The organism is Sphingomonas sp. S1-29 (genome assembly GCF_026167545.1).
Lineage (GTDB): Bacteria > Pseudomonadota > Alphaproteobacteria > Sphingomonadales > Sphingomonadaceae > Sphingomonas.
Genome location: NZ_CP110678.1, coordinates 479450 through 499364, shown reverse-complemented (window position 1 = coordinate 499364; position 19915 = coordinate 479450). Strand labels below are relative to the sequence as shown.

At 67.6% G+C, this 19915-nt stretch carries 15 protein-coding genes; 9 read left to right on the top strand and 6 right to left on the bottom strand.

Going from position 1 to position 19915, the window contains the following annotated elements; all coding sequences use genetic code 11:
* Window positions 1–350 precede the first annotated feature (350 nt).
* From OKW76_RS02350 to OKW76_RS02340, 3 genes are read left to right on the top strand one after another with little or no spacing between them, the layout of a single operon-like run.
* Window positions 351–1982 carry a ShlB/FhaC/HecB family hemolysin secretion/activation protein gene (locus OKW76_RS02350; RefSeq protein ID WP_265550782.1) on the top strand — a complete coding sequence of 544 codons (1632 nt, stop codon included), beginning with the start codon at window positions 351–353 and terminating at the stop codon, window positions 1980–1982.
* A gap of 53 nt (window positions 1983–2035) precedes the next feature.
* The gene (locus tag OKW76_RS02345; protein ID WP_265550779.1) at window positions 2036–4705 is read left to right on the top strand and encodes a filamentous hemagglutinin N-terminal domain-containing protein; all 2670 of its coding nucleotides are present in this window, start codon (window positions 2036–2038) and stop codon (window positions 4703–4705) included.
* A gap of 4 nt (window positions 4706–4709) precedes the next feature.
* A complete protein-coding gene (locus OKW76_RS02340) occupies window positions 4710–5366 on the top strand; it encodes a L,D-transpeptidase (protein WP_265550777.1) in 657 nt (218 codons plus the stop codon).
* On the opposite strand, the gene OKW76_RS02335 is transcribed toward OKW76_RS02340, so the two are convergent.
* A complete protein-coding gene (locus OKW76_RS02335) occupies window positions 5357–6286 on the bottom strand; it encodes a M48 family metallopeptidase (RefSeq protein WP_265550776.1) in 930 nt (309 codons plus the stop codon). The two genes, OKW76_RS02340 and OKW76_RS02335, sit on opposite strands and share 10 nt — an antisense overlap.
* A 170-nt stretch (window positions 6287–6456) precedes the next feature.
* Window positions 6457–8163: a class I adenylate-forming enzyme family protein gene (locus OKW76_RS02330; protein ID WP_265552726.1), complete on the bottom strand. Its 1707-nt coding sequence runs from the start codon at window positions 8161–8163 to the stop codon at window positions 6457–6459.
* A 287-nt stretch (window positions 8164–8450) separates the two neighbouring features.
* Here OKW76_RS02330 and OKW76_RS02325 point away from each other — a divergent pair, with 287 nt between their 5' ends.
* From OKW76_RS02325 to OKW76_RS02300, 6 genes are all read left to right on the top strand, one after another.
* Window positions 8451–10478 (top strand): 3-hydroxyacyl-CoA dehydrogenase NAD-binding domain-containing protein, encoded by a 2028-nt coding sequence (locus OKW76_RS02325; RefSeq protein WP_265550774.1) that lies wholly within the window; start codon window positions 8451–8453, stop codon window positions 10476–10478.
* A gap of 191 nt (window positions 10479–10669) precedes the next feature.
* Window positions 10670–12004, top strand: a complete 1335-nt coding sequence (locus OKW76_RS02320) for an amidase family protein (protein WP_265550772.1) — start codon at window positions 10670–10672, stop codon at window positions 12002–12004.
* Window positions 12001–13182 carry an acyl-CoA dehydrogenase family protein gene (locus OKW76_RS02315; RefSeq protein WP_265550770.1) on the top strand — a complete coding sequence of 394 codons (1182 nt, stop codon included), beginning with the start codon at window positions 12001–12003 and terminating at the stop codon, window positions 13180–13182. Before OKW76_RS02320 ends, OKW76_RS02315 begins: the two co-directional genes overlap by 4 nt.
* Window positions 13183–13340: 158 nt before the next feature.
* The gene (locus OKW76_RS02310; protein WP_265550768.1) at window positions 13341–14468 is read left to right on the top strand and encodes an acyl-CoA dehydrogenase family protein; all 1128 of its coding nucleotides are present in this window, start codon (window positions 13341–13343) and stop codon (window positions 14466–14468) included.
* Window positions 14469–14479: 11 nt separating this feature from the next.
* Entirely contained in the window at window positions 14480–15370 is an 891-nt protein-coding gene (locus tag OKW76_RS02305; RefSeq protein ID WP_265550765.1) for an acyl-CoA thioesterase, read from the top strand.
* A 38-nt stretch (window positions 15371–15408) separates the two neighbouring features.
* A complete protein-coding gene (locus OKW76_RS02300) occupies window positions 15409–15813 on the top strand; it encodes a DUF4174 domain-containing protein (protein ID WP_265550763.1) in 405 nt (134 codons plus the stop codon).
* Here the strand turns inward: OKW76_RS02300 and OKW76_RS02295 are convergent.
* Genes OKW76_RS02295 through OKW76_RS02280 form a run of 4 tightly spaced genes read right to left on the bottom strand, consistent with a single transcriptional unit; the run spans window position 15803 to window position 19899 of the window.
* Window positions 15803–16933 carry an energy transducer TonB gene (locus OKW76_RS02295; protein ID WP_265550761.1) on the bottom strand — a complete coding sequence of 377 codons (1131 nt, stop codon included), beginning with the start codon at window positions 16931–16933 and terminating at the stop codon, window positions 15803–15805. The genes OKW76_RS02300 and OKW76_RS02295 overlap by 11 nt on opposite strands.
* 43 nt (window positions 16934–16976) lie before the next feature.
* Complete coding sequence (locus OKW76_RS02290) at window positions 16977–17780, bottom strand: SDR family NAD(P)-dependent oxidoreductase (RefSeq protein WP_265552724.1); 804 nt, start codon at window positions 17778–17780, stop codon at window positions 16977–16979.
* Between the two features lie 2 nt (window positions 17781–17782).
* Window positions 17783–18817: a phosphotransferase family protein gene (locus OKW76_RS02285; protein WP_265550759.1), complete on the bottom strand. Its 1035-nt coding sequence runs from the start codon at window positions 18815–18817 to the stop codon at window positions 17783–17785.
* Complete coding sequence (locus OKW76_RS02280; protein WP_265550757.1) at window positions 18814–19899, bottom strand: Zn-dependent alcohol dehydrogenase; 1086 nt, start codon at window positions 19897–19899, stop codon at window positions 18814–18816. Before OKW76_RS02280 ends, OKW76_RS02285 begins: the two co-directional genes overlap by 4 nt.
* Window positions 19900–19915: the final 16 nt, after the last annotated feature.

Below are 19915 nucleotides of genomic sequence, written 5' to 3'. Positions count from 1 at the left end.
TGTTACCGGCATCGTTACCGCCACCGAAAATATAGTTTGGCCCGGCCCGGGCGGGGTGACTGCACCTAGGGCGTTAACGAACACGTTGATAATGTTTCACATTCCATCGGCGCGTTACTTGACGGCCTGCCAGTAGCGCGGGCGACGTTACTTGCGGGCACCGCCAATATAAACGAGTTGTTATTGCATCGGGCATAGCCCGACGGGGCAATCCGATCCTTAGCGGTGTTCAGCTAGGCTACGGAAAGCGCTTTTACCCCCCTTCTCGCTGCGGGTGGGTCGGGGCTTATCTAGTGCGGCCGAATGTCGAGGCACTCTTGTTCAAATTCGGAATAGTATGCGTTGCGTTGATGACTTGTTCGACCGCTGCGATCGCGCAGTCGATCGGCGCGGGCCAGCAGCTGCAGCAAATCCCCCCTGCCCCGCTGATCCCCAAGGCGACCCCAGACATTGATCTCCAGCCGCGCACGCCCGCGCCGCAGCCCGAGCTGTCGGGTGAGGCGATCCGGATCGACGCGCTGCGCATCACCGGCGCGACGCTGTTCGCGCCCGAAACCTTGCTCGCCGCCAGCGGCTTCGTTCCGGGCAGCACGCTGACGCTGGGCGAAATGCGCAGCGTCGCGGGGCGCATCTCGGCCTATTATCAGGCGCGCGGCTATTTCCTCGCCCAAGCCTATATCCCCGAGCAGGACGTCCAGTCGGGCACCGTCACCGTCGCGGTGATTGAGGGCCAATATGGCAAGATCGACGTCAACAACACCAGCCGGGTGTCCGACGGGGTGGTGCAAAGCCGGCTCCGGGGGCTGAACGGCGGCGACATCGTCACCGGCGCGCCGCTCGAGCGGCGGCTGCTGCTGCTTTCCGACCTGCCCGGCGTCGGCGTGCGCTCGACGCTCAGCCCCGGCAGCGCGGTCGGCACCTCTGACCTGCTCGTCGACGTCACCCCCGGGCGCAGCATCAGCGGCAGCGTCGAGGCCGATAATGCGGGCAATCGTTACACCGGCGAATATCGCGGCGGCGGCACGCTCAACCTCGCCAATCCGCTCGGCATCGGCGACCTGATCAGCGCGCGCATCCTCGCCTCGAGCGGCGGGTTGGCCTACGGGCGGCTGGCGTATCAGCTTCCCGTCGGCGACCTGACCCTGGGCGCCTCCTATGCGCATATCCGCTACGAGCTCGGCCGCGAATTCGAACGGCTCGATGCCGATGGCGCCGCCGACATCGCCAGCCTCTACGCACGCTATCCGGTAATCCGGTCGCGCGATCTCAACGTCTATCTGACCGGCGCGCTCGACGCCAAGTGGTTCGAAGACCGGATCGGGCTCGTCTCGACCCAGTCGAACCGCAACAGCCGGATCGCCTCGCTCGGCATCGATGCCGATGGCCGCGATGATTTCGCCGGCGGCGGCATCAGCTCGGTCTCGGCGCGGCTGAGCTATGGCGACCTCAACATCCTCAACGCCGACGAACGCGCGATCGACGGCCGCACGGGGCGCACTCAGGGCGGGTTCGGCAAGCTCGATTTTGCCGCCGCGCGGCTGCAGACGATCTCGGGACCGCTGTCGCTCTACACCTCGGTGCGCGGCCAATATGCCTTCGACAATCTCGACACTTCGGAAAAGATGCAATTGGGCGGCGCTTACGGCGTCCGTGCCTATCCCGAGGGCGAGGCGTTCGGCGACCAGGGGGTGATCGTCACCGCCGAGGCGCGGCTTGGCCTGAGCGACCTGATCGCGTTCGATGCCGTCGATCTCCAGGCGTTCGGTTTCATCGATGCCGGCGTCGTCGACTTCGCGCACGATCCCTATTTCACCGGTCCCAATCGCAGCAGCCGCAGCGGGATCGGTGCGGGGCTGAGCGCCGGCCTGCCCGGCGGACTGATCCTGCGCGGCACCTACGCGCACCGGCTCGGCGACCAGCGAGTCACTTCGGGCCCCGACCGCGCGGGGCGCTTCTGGTTCCAGATCGTCAAACTCTTCTGACGGCAGCGTCGCATCCGCGGCGCACCGCCACCTCAAAGCCTAGGACCGTCAGCATGAACATCCACCGCACCCGCACCAGCCTCTCCTGCTCCACCGCCTTGGTGGGGCTCGCACGTATCGCGCTGACCACCGGTGCGCTCGCCTTTGCCGGGACCGCGTGGGCGCAGACGCTGCCGACCGGCGGCACCGTGGTCGCCGGTGCCGCGAAGATCTCGACCGGCGCGCGATCGGTCACCGTCGACCAGTCGAGCGCCGCCACCGCGATCGATTGGTCGAGCTTCAACATCGGCGCGGGCAACAGCGTTCGCTTCAACCAGCCCAATGCCAATGCTGTCGCGCTCAACCGCGTGACCGGCACCGACCCCTCGGCGATCCTCGGCAACCTGTCGGCCAACGGCAAGGTCTTCCTCGTCAACGCCAATGGCGTGCTGTTCGGCCAGGGCGCGCAGGTCAATGTCGGCGGCTTCGTCGCCTCGACGCTCGACATCGCCAATGCCGATTTCATGGCCGGGCGCTATACTTTCTCGGGCGCGAGCGGCGCGGCGGTGCTCAACCGCGGCACGATCACCGCGCGCGACGGCGGCTATGTCGCGCTGCTCGGCGCCAATGTCAGCAACCAGGGCACGATCGTCGCGCGGCTGGGCAGCGTGGCGCTCGCCGCGGGCCAGGGCGTTACGCTCGACGTCGCGGGCGACGGGCTGCTCAACGTCACCGTCGATCGCGGCGCGATCAACGCATTGGTCGAAAATGGCGGACTGATCCGCGCCGATGGCGGCCGGGTGATGCTCACCGCGCAGGCGGCGGGCCAGCTGCTGCGCACCGTGGTCAACAACACCGGGGTGATCGAGGCGCGGACGCTCGGCAGCCGCAACGGGCGGATCGTGCTGCTCGGCGACATGCAGAGCGGTACCGCCAATGTCGCGGGGGTGCTCGATGCCAGCGCCCCGACCGGGGGCAATGGCGGCTTCATCGAAACCTCGGCGGCGCGCGTCAACATCGCCGACGGCTTCCGCGTCACCACCGCAGCGGCTGCAGGCACGACGGGCACCTGGCTGATCGATCCCGCCGACTTCATCATCGCCGCGACCGGGGGCAATATATCGGGCGCGACGCTGTCGGCGCAGCTGGTCACCAGCAGCGTCACGATCAGCACGATGGTGCCCGACACCACCGGCGGCAACGGCGACATCTTCGTCAACGATGCGGTCGCCTGGAGCGCATCGGGCGCGCCGACGACGCTGACGCTCAACGCCTTTCGCGACGTCAACATCAACGCCGCGATCACCGCGACCAACGGCAATCTGGTCGCCTGCTGCGGCCGCGACATCAATGTCGATGCGCCGGTGACCACGACCAATGGCAGCGTCCTGCTCAATGCCGGCCGCGACGTCCATGTCCGCCGCGCGATCACCACGACCGACGGCAACATCGCGCTGTGCTCGGGCAACGACGTCCATATCGAAGCCGCGGTGACGCTCACGCGCGGTTCGACGATCCCTGCACAAAGCCTTGGTTTACCAGTCGGGATGACCTTGATCAGCGGCGGCAACGGCACCGGCCTCGGCACGATCATCTTCGCCCCGCTGGCGCCGCCGGTGACGGTCACCGTCGCGCCGGTGACGCTCAACTACAATCCGATCTCGTACGCCGCGCCGACCGACTTCGCCAACCGCTTCGTCCTCACCGAAGGCGCGACGCTGACGCAGCGGATGCTGGTCTTCCCCAACGGCAACAAGGTCGACGACGGCAGCCCCAACACCGTGCTTAACGGCTTCAACACCACCGGCGCGGGGCTGCCCACCGGGGTGACGCTGGTCGCCGGTCCCGACGCGGTGGCGACCTTCAACGACCCGACGGTGGGCGTGAGTGGCGGCATCACCTTCAGCGGCTATACGCTGGGCGGCCCCAACGCCAATCTCTACGCGCTGGCGGGGTCGTGCTGCGTCGCGACCTTCGCGACCTTCGGGACGATCACCCCTGCGCCGGTGGTGATCCCGCCGCCGGTCGTGGTGCCACCGCCCGTCGTGGTGCCACCGCCGGTCGTGGTGCCACCGCCTGTCGTGGTGCCGCCGCCTGTCGTGGTGCCGCCGCCCGTTGTGGTGCCGCCACCGCCCGAAGAGCCGGTGCCGCCGCCCGTGGTTCCCCCGGTCGTGACGCCGCCGCCGCCGGTGGTCCCACCTGTCGTGCCGCCGCCCGTGGTGCCACCGGTGGTGCCGCCGCCGGTCGTGCCTCCCGTCGTACCGCCGGTGGTGACGCCGCCGCCGGTCGTGCCTCCCGTCGTGCCGCCGGTGGTAACGCCGCCGCCGGTCGTCCCGCCGGTTGTCCCCCCCGTGGTACCGCCCGTCGTGGTCGTCCCGCCCGTCATCGTGCCGCCGGTCGTCATCGCGCCGCCGGGCACCGTTCCGCCGGTGGTGGTGATCCCGGGGGTTCCCGTCGTCCCCGTCCCCAGCCCGGTGCCGCCGGTCGCGGTGATCCCGGTGGTCGTCCCGCCGCTCTACACCGCGGTCCTCACCGGGGTCGGGCCCCTAGTCCCCACCGCGCCCGCGATCGCGCAGCTCAGCGTCAACGGCATTGGCGTCACGATGCCACCGATGCAGACCGCCTGGACCCAGCCGGCGATCGAACAGCCAGCCGTCGTCCGGCCCGGCACCCGCCCGAGCGGCAACGCCTTCCTCCCCGCGCCCGCGGTGCCGGTCTATCCGCGCAAGCAGGCGCGCAATTAAGGCGATGCAACGCGCGGTGATCGCGGTGGTGCTGGCGATCGCCATCGCCTCGCCGCTGGTCGCCGCGCGCGCCGATCCCGGCGGCGAGCCCCCGCGCCGCGCCGATTTCAAGGTCGAGGTACCGTCGGACCAGGCGCGCACGCTCGCCGACTGGGTGGTCGCCTCGCGCGACCATCAGAATCTGCCCTTCGCCATCATCGACAAGACCGCCGCGCGCGTCTTCGTCTTCGCGCGCGACGGCAGCGTCGCGGGCGCCGCCGCGGCCTTGCTCGGCTCGGCGGTCGGCGACGATTCGGCGCCCGGCATCGGCCAGCGCCGGCTGACGGCGATCCTGCCGCACGAACGCACCACCCCCGCGGGCCGCTACCAGGCGGCGCTCGGCCACGATCTCGATCAGGATATTCTCTGGATCGATTACGACAAGGCGCTGTCGCTGCATCGCGTGATCGACGGCAAGGCCAAGGACCGCCGCCGCCAGCGACTCGCGACCCCGACCGCGGGCGACAACCGGATCTCCTATGGCTGCATCAACGTGCCCGAGGCGTTCTACGACGGCGTCGTCGCCCCGGCCTTCGCGGGCACCGTCGGCATCGTCTATATCCTGCCCGAGACGCGCGACCTGGCCGAGGTCTTCCCCGCGATGCGCGCGCCTCAGCGCTGAGCGGACTGCCCGGTCGCTTCGGCGACCGCGGCGGTCAGCAACGCGATCCGACGCTCACCCGCCGGGTGGGTGTCAGCCGCCGCCTGCGCGATGCCGCCCTTGACCAGCAGCCGTTCGAGGAACGGCGCCGCCTGCGCCAGGTCATAGCCCGCGGCCCCCGCGATTCCGACCGCGAACCGGTCAGCCTCCTCCTCGGTCTCGCGCGCCGCCTGCATCGCCGCGGGCGATCCGGCACCCGGCAGCAGCGCGCTTTGCGCCGCACTCGCCCCAAGCTGGCTGCGGTGGCGCAGGATATTATGCGCCATCTCGTGCGCGATCACGATCGCCAGCTCATCGTCGGTCTGCGTCTCGGCGACGATGCCGGTGGTGAGCATCACGCGCTCGCCATCGGCCCAGGCATTGACCCTTGTATCGGTGAGCAGTTCGGCGCGCGTCGGGCAACCACGCTCGGCGGCAAGGCGAAGCTCGCGATTGCCGCCGCCGCGCGCGACGACGATCGTCGTCGCGCCCTGCGCAAGCGCATCGGCCAGCAGCCTTGCCGCGCTACTCGGCGTAGCGTCAACGAGCACGGCCCCGCCGATCGAAAGCACCACGTCCTTCGCCGACAGCCCGGCGCGGTCGGCAGCGCTTCCCGCAGTGACCCCCAACACCGTCACGCCATCGCCCAGCCCCAGGTGCTCGGCCGCGGCCGCACGGTCGCCTTCGGCATATTGCGCGAGGCTGTGCAGCACGATCCCCGATTGCGGCTCGGTCGCCGTGGGGCACAACGCGCTGCCCGAAACCGCCAACCGATAGGCGACGCTCGCGACGCGCAGGTCCTGCGCGCGCAGCTGCTGGAACCGTTCCCCCTGCGCCGCTGCAGGCACGCACGGCAGCATCGTGCTGATCGCTATTGCCGCGGGGAGAAGTGGTAAACGCATTCCTAACGGTAAGCGCTGGCACCGCGGTTACGAACGCTATTCGGCGGGCCTCGGCGCCCAGTCTTGCATTGGTACAAATCGCGCGAGCATTAGCAATATCCCAATTTACCATCGGCAGGGACAATGATCTCAACGATGTACGGCGGCATTCATACACCGGCAGCGAGGTATTAAGCCTCAACCCCCTCGAACATCGCGCGCAATTCCTTCTTCAGGATCTTGCCATTGGCGTTGCGCGGCAGCACCGAATCGACGAACTTCACCGCCACCGGCACCTTGAACCCCGCCAGATGCTTCCCGACCCAGGCCTGTAATTCAGCTTCGCTCGCCTCGCAGCCGGGGCACAGATGCACCACCGCGGCGGGCTCCTCGCCCAAGATTCGGTGCGGCACCCCGACCAGCGCGGCGTCGGTCACCGCGGGGTGCGCGTAGAGGACATTCTCGACCTCGATCGAATAGATATTCTCGCCGCCGCGGATGATGATGTCCTTGGCGCGATCGACGATGTAGCAAAAGCCTTCGTCGTCGAGCTTCGCCAGGTCGCCGGTGCGCACCCAGCCGTCGATGAAGGTTTCGGCGGTCGCCTCGGGCTTCTCCCAATAGCCCTTCACGATCATCGGCCCGCGCGCCCATAATTCGCCGACCTCGCCGACGCCGAGCTCGGTCTCACCATCGGGCGCCATGATCTTGAGCTCGGCAACGGGCACCGGCGGGCCGCAGCTGTCGGGGCGGTTGAGATAATCCTCGCCCTGATGGCTGGTCACCGTCGCCATCGTCTCGGTCATGCCCCAGCCATTGCCGGGCAGCGCGCCGAACTCTTCATAGATCCGCCGCACCAATTCGGGTGCCGAGGGAGCGCCGCCGTACGAAATCGTTTCGAGGCTCGACAGGTCATATCGCGCGCGATCGGGATGTTCGAGCAACTGCCAAGCGATCGTCGGCACCCCGCCGGTGGCATGGATGCGCTCGCGCTCGATCAGCTTGTAGGCCTCGATCGTGTCCCATTTGCGCATCAGCACGATCGTCCCGCCGGCGACGATATTACCCATCAGGAACGCGCTGCATGCGGTGACGTGGAAAAAGGGGATGACGATCAGGCTGGTCTTGGGCTCGGGCGCGGGCGGCGGCATCTCGCCCCGCCGGAGCATCATCCGCGCCGATGCATAGCCCGCGGTGAAGATGTTCGACAGCATGTTGCGATGCGTGCCGATCGCGCCCTTGGGGTGGCCGGTGGTGCCGCTGGTATAGAAGATCGCGACCTCGTCGTCGGGCTGGATCGTCATCGCGATATCGGGCAGCGCGAGCTCGCCCAATGTCGCCCAGTCGGTCGGCGCGCCCACCAGCGCCTCGAACGGCTCGGCTTTCCCTTCGAGCGGGGTCTTGGCGCGGGTCACCAGCACCCGTTCGACCGCGGGCATCGCGGGGTAGTGCCCCGCGAGCCGCACATGCCGCTCGCCATCGACGATCAGCAGCTTGGCGCCCGAATCATTGACGCCATATTCGAGCTCGCCGCCGGTCCACCACGCATTGAGCGGCACCGCGACCGCGCCGATCGCGGTCACCGCGAAGAAGACTTGCGTCCATTCGGGCAGGTTGCGCATCGCCAGCGCGACGCGGTCGCCGCGGCCGATCCCCACCGCCACCAATTTGTGCGCCAGATGCGCGACGCCGCGGAAATGCGCGTCGTAGGTGATCCGCTCGTCCTCGTGGATCAGGAACTCGCGCGCGCCATGGCTGCGCGAGAACATCGTCAGCAGCGCCAGGCTCGCGGGCGCCTGCTTCCACACCCGCGTCGGCACGCCTCGAATGTCGACAGTCTCATATTCGAATCGCTGCCCCGGCGCGGTCAGCAGCGCCTCGACCTGCGCCAGCGACATCTTGGGCCAGGCGGGATCAAGCGCGACGAGCGGGTCTTGGGCCAAGGCATTCTCTCCGATAGTTGAATGTCGGGTTTGGGCTGTTACCCTATTGCGTTAGGTTAGTATTGATTCGCCGCACACTCAAGGCAATAGAGGAACCAAGCCTGCAGGCAGCGACCGGTTGCGCCGGTTTCGAATGAAAGGTACGCATTTCGCATGACGATCGCCGCGCCTGTCCCCCACCCTGCTCAACGCCATCCTACGCCCCCAATTCCCTTCGCCGGACCATCGGAGAAACCACGCTTATGACCTCGCCCATCACCACCGCCCGCCACGGCGACATCCTCGTCGTCACCTCGGACAATCCCCCCGTCAACGCGCTCGGCGCCGCGGTCCGTACCGGGATCGACGCTGCGCTAAAGGAGGCGGCCGGCGACGATTCGATCCACGCGGTCGTCATCACTTGCGCGGGCAAGACCTTCTTCGCGGGCGCCGACATCACCGAATTCTCCAAGCCCCCGGTCGAGCCGCTGCTCCCGACGCTGGTCGATTCGATCGAGGCGCTCGACAAGCCCGTGATCGCGGCGATCCACGGCACCGCGCTCGGCGGCGGCTGCGAGGTCGCGCTGGCGTGCCATTACCGCATCGCGGTGCCCTCGGCGAAGCTGGGCGTACCCGAAGTGAAGCTCGGGCTGCTTCCCGGTGCCGGTGGCACCCAGCGGCTGCCGCGCGTCGCCGGCGTCGCGCTCGCGCTCGAAATGACCGCCAAGGGCGATCCGATCTCGGCGAGCCAGGCGCACGAGGCCGGGCTGGTCGACCGCCTCGCCGGCGAAGCCAGCCTGCTCGACGACGCGCTCGCCTTCGCCGCCGAGGTCGCCGCTGCGCGCCCGTTGCCGCGCGCCAGCGAGAAGACCGCCACCGCCGACGCTCAGGTCTTCGCCGATTTTCGCAAGACCAACGCCCGCCGCTTCCGCGGCTTCGACGCGCCCGAGGCGAACATCGCCTGCGTCGAAAAGGCGACGCAGGTGCCGTTTGCCGAAGGCATCCAGTTCGAGCGCGAAAGCTTCATGAAGCTGATGTTCGGCGTCCAGTCTGCAGCGCAGCGGCACATCTTCTTTTCCGAGCGCAAGGCCTCGAAGATCGACGGCATCGCACCCGACATCGCGCTTCGCGACATCAAGCGTGTCGGCGTCATCGGCGCGGGCACGATGGGCGGCGGTATCGCGATGAACTTCCTGTCGGCGGGCATTCCGGTGACGATCGTCGAGATGCAGCAGGAAGCGCTCGATCGCGGCACCGGCGTCGTCCGCAAGAATTACGAGGCATCGGCGGCCAAGGGCCGGATCAAGCCCGAACAGGTCGAACAGGCGATGGGCGCGCTCAACCCCACGCTTTCGCTCGACGACCTTGCCGATTGCGACCTGATCATCGAGGCGGTCTATGAGAATATGGACGTCAAGAAGGAGCTGTTCGGCAAGCTCGACAAGATCGCCAAGCCCGGCGCGATCCTTGCGTCGAACACGTCGTATCTCAACGTCGACGAGATCGCCGCGAGCACGTCCCGCCCGCAGGACGTGCTGGGGATGCACTTCTTCTCGCCCGCCAATGTGATGAAATTGCTCGAAGTCGTGCGCGGGGCCAAGACCGCCGACGATGTGCTCGCCACCGTCATGGCGCTGGGCAAGACGATCCGCAAAGTCGCGGTCGTCTCGGGCGTCTGCCACGGCTTCATCGGCAACCGCATGCTGATGCCGCGCCAGGTAGAGGCGATGAAGCTGCTGATGGAGGGAGCCACTCCCGAGCAGATCGATAAGGTGCATGTCGCCTTCGGCATGCCGATGGGGCCGTTCCAGATGAGCGATCTGGCCGGCGTCGACATCGGCTGGCACCGCGATCCCACCCGCATCGAAAATATCCGCGACGCGCTCGCCGCCGAAAAGCGCTGGGGGCAAAAGACCCAGGCGGGCTTTTATGACTATGACGAAAAGCGGAACCCCTCGCCCAGCCCCCGCGTCGCCGAGATCATCGAGGAATTCCGGGCGAAATCGGGTGCCGTGCAGCACGACATCACCGATGAGGAGATCGTCGAACGCACACTTTACACGATGGTCAACGAAGGCGCGCTGATCCTTGAGGAAGGCATGGCACAGCGTGCGAGCGACATCGATGTCGTGTGGATCTATGGCTATGGCTGGCCGGTCTATCGCGGCGGCCCGATGTTCTGGGCCGATACCGAGGGGCTGAAGAAGATCGTCGCCGGGCTGGAGAAACACGGCTTCGAGGTCGCAAAACTGCTGCGCGACAAGGCCGACAAGGGCGAGCGCTTCAATTGAACGCGGCAAGGGGGGAAATGGCGCCCCCTACCCCGTTCGTGCTGAGTAGCGACCGAGTAGCCCTCGCAGAGGGCGTAGCGAGGGCGCGTATCGAAGCACCGCCGCGCGCGGCGACCCATCCTTCGATACGCCGCCTCGATACGCGGCTTCGCCGCTACTCGCCGGCTACTCAGGACGAACGGGATCGTTAGATGACCAGCACCCCGCCCCTCACCGCCCACGCCACCGCCGCCGCGATCCGCGCCGGCACCACCACCGCGCGTGAACAAGCCCTCGCCGCGATCGCGCGGATCGAAACGCTCGATCCGGAGATCAACGCGGTGCCGGTGCGTGATTTCGATCGCGCGCTTGCCGCCGCCGACGCCGCCGATGCGCGGCTGGCCGCGGGCGATACCGCGCCGCTGCTCGGCGTGCCGATGACGGTGAAAGAGGCGTTCGATATTGCCGGCCTGCCCACCCATTGGGGCTTTGCCGAGCATCGCAACAACGTCGCCACCACCGACGCGCATGCCGTCGCTCGCCTGAAGGCGGCGGGCGCGATCATTTTGGGCAAATCCAACGTGCCCAAGGGGCTGGGCGACTGGCAATCGGTCAATTCGATCCACGGCCGCACCAATCATCCGCTCGATCCCGCGCGCACCTCCGGTGGCAGCTCGGGCGGCGGCGCCGCGGCGGTGGCGGCGGGGATGGTGCCGATCGAGCTTGGCAGCGACGTCGGCGGCTCGATCCGGGTGCCCGCGCATTTCTGCGGCATATGGGGGCACAAGCCGAGCTGGAACGCGATTTCGTCCGACGGCCATCGCTATCCGGGCACCGATGGTACCGAAACCGTGCTCGGCGTGATCGGCCCGCTGGCGCGTGATCCGCAGGACCTGGCGCTGATGATCGACCTGCTCGCCACGCTGCCACTGCCGCGCCCGGCGGCGCGCACACGGCGCGTACTGGTCCTCGCCCAGCATCCCGAAACCCGCACCGCGCATGCGGTGGTCGAGGGTGTCGAGCGCGCCGCAGCGGCGCTTGCCCGCGCCGGTGTCGAGGTCGTTCGCCACAGCGATCTGCTCCCCGATCTATCGCGCCAGCATAGCGCCTATGGCGATCTGCTGAACGTCACCTTCGCGCGCAGCAATCCCGCGCTGCACCACACGCTGCCGTCGTTGCTGAAATGGCTCAGCATGCTCGATGCACAGGCGCGCAGCACTCGCGCCTGGGGCGCGCTGTTCGGTGAGTTCGACGCGGTGATCGCGCCGCCCGCCGCGACCCAGGCATTCGCGCATGACCACAGCCCGCTTGCCGACCGCACGCTCGCCATTGACGGCACCCCCGGCCCTTATGACGCGCATCTCGCCTGGGCCGGCCTCGCCACCTATCCCGGCCTGCCCGCGACCTGCATGCCGGTCGGGCTGATCGACGGGCTGCCCACCGGGGTGCAGGTCATCACCGAGCTTCACCAGGATCATCGCGCGATCGAAATTGCCGCGCTGATCGCCCAGCATCTTTCCCCGTCTCCACAAGGAGCAATCGCATGACCGATCTGGCCACCTTCCGCAGCGAAACCCGCGCCTGGCTCGAAGCCAATTGCCCGCCCGAAATGCGGGCACCCGTGCGATCGGACAAGGACATATGCTGGGGCGGACGCAACCCCGATTTCCAGCCGGGGCAGCGCGAATGGCTCGAGGCAATGGCATCGCGCGGCTGGACCGTCCCCGATTGGCCGACTGAATATGGCGGCGGGGGCTTGAGCCCCGCCGAAGCCAAGGCGCTGCGCGAGGAAATGGCGGCGCTGCATTGCCGCAACCCGCTCAACAGCTTCGGCATCTCGATGCTCGGGCCGGCGCTGCTCAAATACGGCACCGAGGAACAAAAGCTCGACCATCTGCCCAAGATCGCACGCGGCGAAATCCGCTGGTGCCAGGGCTATAGCGAACCCAATGCCGGCTCCGATCTCGCCAGCCTCGCCGCCTCCGCCGAAGATGCGGGCGATCATTATATCGTCAACGGGCAGAAGGTGTGGACCAGCTATGCCGACAAGGCCGACTGGATCTTCTGCCTGGTTCGCACCTCGAAGGAATCGAAGCAGGGCGGCATCAGCTTCGTGCTGTTCGACATGGCCAGCGAAGGCGTGTCGACCAAGCCCATCCTGCTGATCTCGGGCTATTCGCCCTTTTGCGAAACCTTCATGGACAATGTCCGCGTCCCCAAGGCCAATCGCATCTATGACGAGAATAAGGGCTGGGACGTCGCCAAATATCTGCTGGGGCATGAGCGCGAGATGATCTCGGGCATGGGCCTTGCGAGCGCGGGCGGCGGCAACCCACTGATCGAGGGCGCGATCGCTGCGGTTGGGCTGGACGCGAATGGCCGGCTCGCCGATCCGTTGCTGCGCGCCTCGATCGCCATGTTCGAAGTCCGCGCGCGCGCCTTTGGGGCGATGTCCGAGCGTTTTATCGACGAACTCAAGGCAGGCCGCGCGCATCCGGCACAGCCGAGCATGATGAAATATTACGGCACCGAACTGAACAAGGCGCGCCACGAACTGCAAATGGCGGCGGGCGGATCGGACGCGCTCGAATGGGAAAGCGGCGCGTCAAATGGCGGCGCGGCAGCGCGTGCATGGCTTCGCACCAAGGCCAATTCGATCGAGGGCGGCACGAGCGAGATCCAGCTCAACATCGTCGCGAAACGGATTTTGGACTTGCCGGCGTAACTACCCTCTCCCGCCTGCGGGAGAGGAGCGAGACTTGGAGAGCGAAGCGAACCTAGTCGCAGCGGTGAGGGCCTTCTCGTCCGTTGCGACAGGAAACAGGCCCTCACCCAACCCTCTCCCGCACGCGGGAGAGGGCTTTGAGAAGAAAAGAGAAGAATATGCCCCTGTATCTCGACGATCAGCAGACGATGCTCCGCGACACCGCGCGCGACTTCATCGCCGAGCACGCGCCGCCCTCGCACCTGCGCGCGCTGCGCGACGCGAACGACCCCACCGGCTTCAGCCGCGACCTGTGGAAGCAGTTCGCCGAGATGGGCTTCACCGGCATCCGGATCCCCGAGGCGCAAAGCGGCATGGGGCTCGGCCATGTCGAGGCTGGCGTGGTGCTCGAGGAAATCGGCCGCAACCTCTCGCCCTCGCCCTTCCTCACCACCGCGGTCGCCGCGGTCGAGGCGCTGCGCGGCACCGCGCACGCCGATCGCTATTATCCCGGCATCCTGGCGGGCGACACGATCGCCGCGCTGGCGATCGACGAGCGCGCGAAATTCGGCGACGGCATTTCGCTCACCGCGCAGCGATCGGGCAATGGTTTCCGGCTTTCAGGCACCAAGCAATTCGTCGCGCACGCGCATGTCGCCGACCTGATCCTGGTCGCCGCGCGCACCTCGGGAGCCGAGTCCGACCAGGATGGCGTGACGCTGTTCGCGGTCGATTCCAAAACCGCCGCGCCTGACATCCGGCCAGAACGCCTTGCCGATTCGAGCCTGGCGTCGCGGATCACTTTTGCCGATCTGCAACTCGATGCCGACTCGGTCGTCGGCGAGGTCGACAATGGCCGCGAAGTGCTGAACCGTCTGCTGGCGGCAGGCCGCAGCGGCGCTTCGGCCGAGCTGCTGGGTGTGGGTGGCGGTGCGATGGACCTGACCGTTGCGTACCTCAAAGAACGCAAGCAGTTCGGTCAGACGATCGGCAGCTTCCAGGCGCTCCAGCACCGCGCCGCGCACCTCTATGCCGAAATGGAAGTCGCGCGCGCCGCGGTGCTCAAGGCGCAGCAATTGCTCGATGCCGGCAGCGCGCTCGCGGGTCAGGCGGTGGCGGTCGCCAAGGCGATGACCGGGCTCGCCACCACGCTCAGCGTGCAGGAGGGTGTCCAGATGCACGGCGGCATCGGCATGACCGACGAATATGACATCGGCTTCTATATGAAGCGCGCGCGCGTACTCGCCGAGATGTTTGGCGATGCGAATTATCATGCCGATGCGCTGGCGCGCGAAAGCGGCTATTGAGCGCCCACAGTATGACCGACCCCAACGAACGCGCCACCACCCCGCAAGCGCTCGTCGCGCAACTCATCGACCTGCTCGACGTCGAGGAGATCGACACCGACCTGTATCGCGGCGCGCGCCAGCCTGGCGGCACCGGGCGGGTCTTTGGCGGGCAGGTGATCGGCCAGGCGCTCCAGGCGGCGCAGCGATCGGTCGACTCGCCCAAGGTCGCGCATTCGCTCCACGCCTATTTCATGCGTCCGGGTAACGAGGATCACCCGATCATCTACCGCGTCGTGCGCGATTTCGACGGACGCAGCTTCGCCAACCGCCGGATCATCGCGATGCAGCGCGGCGCGCCGATCCTCAACATGATCGCGTCGTTCCATGTCCCCGAAGAAGGGCTGCACCATCAGGATGCGATGCCCGACGTCCCCGATCCCGACACGCTGCGCAGCGACAGCGAGCTTCGCGAGGAAATCCGCGAACAGGTGCCCGAAAAGCTCCGCCGCTTCTTCCTGCGGTCGCGCCCGATCGAGATCCGCCCGACCAACCCGCGCAATTGGTTCGCGCCCGAACCCTCGGCGCCGCAGCAGCATAGCTGGTTCCGCGTCGCCGCGCCGCTGCCCGACGATCCCGCGCTCCACCGCGCGATGCTCGCTTATGCCAGCGACATGAGCCTGCTCGGCACGTGCATGCTGCCACACGGGGTCAACTGGATGTCGGGCCGGCTGCAGACCGCCAGCCTCGATCATGCGGTGTGGCTGCACGAGCCCTTCCGCTTCGACGAATGGCTGCTCTACACCACCGACAGCCCCTGGGCGGGGCATGCGCGCGGCTTCAATCGTGGGCGCATCTTCACCCGCGACGGGCGACTGGTGGCGAGCTGCGCGCAGGAGGGACTGATCCGCTTGCGCGACTGATCGCGGGCACCGAACCGCAGCGTGCGCGTTATAGGCTGATGATCGAAGCGCTCTTTCCCCTCGGCATCGCCGCCGCCGTCCAGGCCGCTCCCGCCTCGCTCGATTCGCTGCAATGGGAACGCCGCGTGCTGATCGTCTTCGCGCCATCGCGCGACGATTCCGATCTCGCGAGCCAGCGGCGGCTGCTCGACAAGCGCGCGATGGCCGAGCGTGATCTGCACGTCATCGAAGTCGTCGGCGATTCGGTATCGGGGGTGCGCGACGATGCGGGGCGCCTCCGCCAGCGTTACGGCGTGTCCGAGCGCGAGTTCCAGGCGGTGCTGCTGGGCAAGGATGGCGGGCTGAAACTCCGCCGCGCCGATCCGATCGCGATGGCGCTGCTGAGCGATACGATCGACGCGATGCCGATGCGCCGCGCCGAAGCCGCGCGAATCAGTCGCTAGTCATCGCGAAACGAACGCGCTCGGTGCAGCCCGACGCGCCGGTCTCCGACGCCATCTTGCGCGATTGCTCGACCACACGCTTGGCGGCGTCGCCGAAATCGCTCGTCGGCTCGGCCGCGAGCACGCGGACATTGCCCGTCGCGCCCCAGGGCGCGACGTCGAACGCGATGATCGCCCAGCCCTCGATCGCGCGCTTGCGATAGGGATCAGGGAAAGTCAGCACCGGTGGCGTCTGCCATGCTTCCGCGGTGTCGCAGCGCGCCGCGGGATCGCGCAGTGCTGCGGGATCGGGTGCCTCGGGCGGCGCCAGCGGCACCTGCTGCCTGCGGTGGTAGGGATAGGTGCAACCGGTCCGCGGCCCCTGCGCATAGCGCCACTTGGCGATCGCCTCGCGCCCAGCCACATCGAGCGCAGCGTTGCCGTCGCTGTCGAGCGTCCGGATGTTGGTCGGCACCCCCTCGGCATCGATGTCGAACCCCAGGAAGGTTGCCGAGAGCGACGCGGGCGGCGCGGCAATCGTATCGAAACGCGGGAAGCTCTGAGTCAGCAGTTGCGGCCAACGCTGGACGCATCCTCCCGGCAGCTGCGCCCGGTCCCACAATGGTCGCGGCGCCTGGCCGGGCCGAAACCCGCCGAGCGCTAGATAGCGGCGCGCAGCGGCTGGGCTCACCCTTTCGATCGGTTCGGCAACCGGGTAGAAGCTGATGCTGCAATCAGCACGTGCGCCATCGGGGAATTGCCATGCTGCAAAGCTCGGCAACAGATCATCGTTCTCGGGGAAACGCTCGCTCTCGCGAACAATGCTCAGCGGCCGTCCTGTACTATCGATACGGAACCGAAGCATGATCGGAATCGCCGGCACGTCGCCATAGCGCAACATGGTCAGCGGGCGTTCGACGCGTTCGGGACGGATCGTCTCGCTGCCGCAGCGCACGTCGCCCGGGCGGTAGTCGAGGAGCTTCTGCCGGTTGATGATCTGCCCGCTCGATGTCGCCACGACCGGCGGCGGCACCGAAGGCGGTGGTGGTGGCGGCGGCGGCGACACTATGGGAGGTCGCTGCTGCGCGGCGGCGGGCGACAGCGCCAGGACGACGCCGATAAGGGCAAGGCGATGGCTCATGGCATTAGTCTGCCGCGACAAAATGACGCTGGCAAGACAGGCGCTAGGCCGCGGTCTTGCCGAACTCCTGCCGCGTCACCGGATGGCTCGACGAAAGCCCGCCATCGACCGCGATCGCCTGTCCGTTGACATAGCTCGCCTCGTCGGAGGCGAGGAACAGTACCACCCGCGCGATCTCGTCGGGCTCGCCGCCGCGCCGCAACGGGTTCAGCCGGCCAATCCGGTCCTCGACCCCCTTTTCGCGCGCATAGTCATAGGCGCGCTTGGTCATGCCGGTTTCGATCAGTCCGGGGCAGACCGCGTTGACCCGCACATTGCTGCCTGACAATTGCTGCGCGCTGGTCTGCACAAGGCTGATGACCCCCGCCTTCGACGCCGAATAAGGCACCCCGCCCGCCCCCGATCGCAAGCCGGCGACGCTCGCGGTACAGACGATCGCGCCGCCGCCGCGCTCGACGATCCGCGGCGCGGCGTGCTTGATCGCCAGAAACGGCCCGATGAGGTTGACGCGCAATATCTCAGCCCATTGCTCGGGCGTGCCCTCGAACAGGCCGGCGATACCGCCCGAAATGCCGGCATTGGCGTGGATCATATCGACCCCACCATGCGCTTCGCACGCCAGCGCGACCATCCGCTCGACATCGGCCTCGCTGCCGGCATCGATCCGGATCGCCAGCGCGGTGCCGCCATCGGCAGCGATCATCGCTGCGGTCTCCTCGCACCCCTCGGTCAGGTCGGCACAGACCACGCGCCCGCCCTCGGCGGCGAAGGCGCGTGACACCGCGCGGCCGATCCCCGATCCCGCGCCGGTGACGATGATCGACTTGCCCTCGAACCGTGCGCGCATCGTCATGCTCCTGCTTTCACCGCGAAGCCCCATGCCGCCTCGGCCAGTGACGGCACCCGCGCCGCGGTCGCCTCAGCGGCGGCGTTCGATGCGTTGCCGTCGAGCCAGCGCTTCTTGATCCCCTGGACGATGCCCATCAGCCGGAACAGATTATAGGCGAAATACCAGTTGAGGTCGGGGACGTCGTCGCGCCCCGTCCGCGCGCAATAGCGCTGGGTCACTTCCTCGAGCGTCGGGATACCGGTGTCGCCGCCGGTCTGTCCCATCACCCCCGAACGCCCCTCGGGCTCGGTCACCCAGTTCATCGCGAAATAGGCGAAGTCGGCGAGCGGATCGCCCAGGGTCGACAGCTCCCAATCGAGCACCGCCAGGATGCGCGGCGCTTGCGGCGCGAAGATCATATTGTCGATGCGATAATCGCCGTGGACGATCGCGGTGCGCGTTTGCGGCGGCACGGTGCGCGCGAGATAGTCGATCAAAGCTTCCGCGGCGGGAATGTCGTCGGTTTGCGCCGCGCGATATTGCCGGGTCCAGCGCGCGACCTGGCGCTCGAAATAATTGCCGGGCTTGCCGAAATCGCCCAGACCCGCCGCCGCGTAATCGATCGCGTGCAGGTCGGCGAGCGTATCGACCATTGCCTCATAATGCGCGCGGCGGTCGGCGGGGGGCATGTCGGGCAGCGTCCCGTCCCACAAGGTTCGCCCCTCGACCAATTCCATCATGTAGAATGTCGACCCGATCACCGCCGGGTCTTCGCACAAACCGAAACAGGGTCGCGCGACCGGAAAGCCGGTGGGATGGAGCGCGGCGATCAGCCGATATTCGCGGTCGACCGCGTGCGCCGATGGCAGCAGCGCGCCGAAGGGCTGGCGACGCAGCACATAGCTGCCCCCTGGCGTATCGACGCGATAGGTGGGGTTCGATTGCCCACCGGCGAATTTGGTGAGCGTCACCGGCCCGGCAAAGCCGGGGTGTTGCGCGACCATCCACCGCTCGAGCGCGGCGGTGTCGATCGTTTCTTCAGCCAGCGCGCTCATGCGAACACGATCACCGACCGCGCGGTGTCGCCGGTCCGCAGCTTCGCCATCGCGTCGTTGACCTGGTCGAGGCTGATCCGCTCGGCGACCATCGTGTCGAGGTCGAGCTTGCCGTCGAGATACATCTGCACCAGCCGCGGCATGTCGATCGGGAATTGGGTGGATCCCAGCAGCGATCCTTGCAGCTTCTTGCCCGTCAGGAAGGTGTGGCCGGGGATGCTCACCGACTGGCCGGGGGAGATCATCCCCAGGATCGTCGCGGTGCCGCCGCGCCGCAGGAGGTTCCAGGCAAGCTCGGCGGTCGCGGGACGCCCCACCGCCTCGATCGCATAATGCACCCCGCCATCGGTGAGCTTCAGCACCGCCTTAGCCAGCCCGTCTTCGGCGGAGTCGAACACATGCGTCGCGCCCATCTTGCGGGCCAGCTCGCGCTTCTCGGGCACCGGATCGATCGCCACGATCATGCCCGCGCCGGCGATCTTGGCGGCGTTGATCGCCGACAGACCGATCCCGCCCGCACCGATCACCGCGACGCTCTCGCCGGGCTTCACCTTGCTGTCGTTGAAGATCGCCCCCGCGCCGGTGATCACCGCGCAGCCGAGCAGCGCCGCGCGATCGAGCGGCATGTCGCGGCTGATCGCGACACAGGCATGTTCGTGCACCAGCATCATCTCGGCAAAGGCCGACAGGTTCAGGAACGGCGCCAGCGCCTGCCCGCCCGCCAGCCGCAGCCGTGGTTCGGCATCGGGAGGCCGCCGCGTCGAGGAATCGATGCAAAGCGAAGGCCGGCCCGAGATGCAGAATTCGCATGCGCCGCAAAAGGCGGTGAAGAAGGTGATGACATGGTCGCCGGGCTTCACGCTCGACACCCCCTCGCCCACCGCCTCGACCACGCCCGCCGCCTCATGCCCGGGGATCGTCGGCACCGGATGCGGGAAACCGCCATCGATGAAGTGCAGGTCCGACCGGCACACCCCCACCGCCGAGGTGCGGATCAGCACCTCGCGCGGACCGGGCTTGTCGACGCGCACCTCCTCGATGACCAGCGGGGTCTTCGCCTCGTGCAGAACGGCTGCTTTCACCTGCATCCCTTCAAAC

Bases quoted from the DNA above. Each gene is read 5' to 3' on its own strand.
- OKW76_RS02350 (WP_265550782.1), top strand. From the start codon at position 351: ATGACTTGTTCGACCGCTGCGATCGCGCAGTCGATCGGCGCGGGCCAG.
- OKW76_RS02345 (WP_265550779.1), top strand. From the start codon at position 2,036: ATGAACATCCACCGCACCCGCACCAGCCTCTCCTGCTCCACCGCCTTG.
- OKW76_RS02340 (WP_265550777.1), top strand. From the start codon at position 4,710: ATGCAACGCGCGGTGATCGCGGTGGTGCTGGCGATCGCCATCGCCTCG.
- OKW76_RS02335 (WP_265550776.1), bottom strand. From the start codon at position 6,286: ATGCGTTTACCACTTCTCCCCGCGGCAATAGCGATCAGCACGATGCTG.
- OKW76_RS02330 (WP_265552726.1), bottom strand. From the start codon at position 8,163: ATGTCGCTGGCGCAGGTCGAGGCGCTGCTGACCGCGCCGGGGCAGCGA.
- OKW76_RS02325 (WP_265550774.1), top strand. From the start codon at position 8,451: ATGACCTCGCCCATCACCACCGCCCGCCACGGCGACATCCTCGTCGTC.
- OKW76_RS02320 (WP_265550772.1), top strand. From the start codon at position 10,670: ATGACCAGCACCCCGCCCCTCACCGCCCACGCCACCGCCGCCGCGATC.
- OKW76_RS02315 (WP_265550770.1), top strand. From the start codon at position 12,001: ATGACCGATCTGGCCACCTTCCGCAGCGAAACCCGCGCCTGGCTCGAA.
- OKW76_RS02310 (WP_265550768.1), top strand. From the start codon at position 13,341: ATGCCCCTGTATCTCGACGATCAGCAGACGATGCTCCGCGACACCGCG.
- OKW76_RS02305 (WP_265550765.1), top strand. From the start codon at position 14,480: ATGACCGACCCCAACGAACGCGCCACCACCCCGCAAGCGCTCGTCGCG.
- OKW76_RS02300 (WP_265550763.1), top strand. From the start codon at position 15,409: ATGATCGAAGCGCTCTTTCCCCTCGGCATCGCCGCCGCCGTCCAGGCC.
- OKW76_RS02295 (WP_265550761.1), bottom strand. From the start codon at position 16,933: ATGAGCCATCGCCTTGCCCTTATCGGCGTCGTCCTGGCGCTGTCGCCC.
- OKW76_RS02290 (WP_265552724.1), bottom strand. From the start codon at position 17,780: ATGCGCGCACGGTTCGAGGGCAAGTCGATCATCGTCACCGGCGCGGGA.
- OKW76_RS02285 (WP_265550759.1), bottom strand. From the start codon at position 18,817: ATGAGCGCGCTGGCTGAAGAAACGATCGACACCGCCGCGCTCGAGCGG.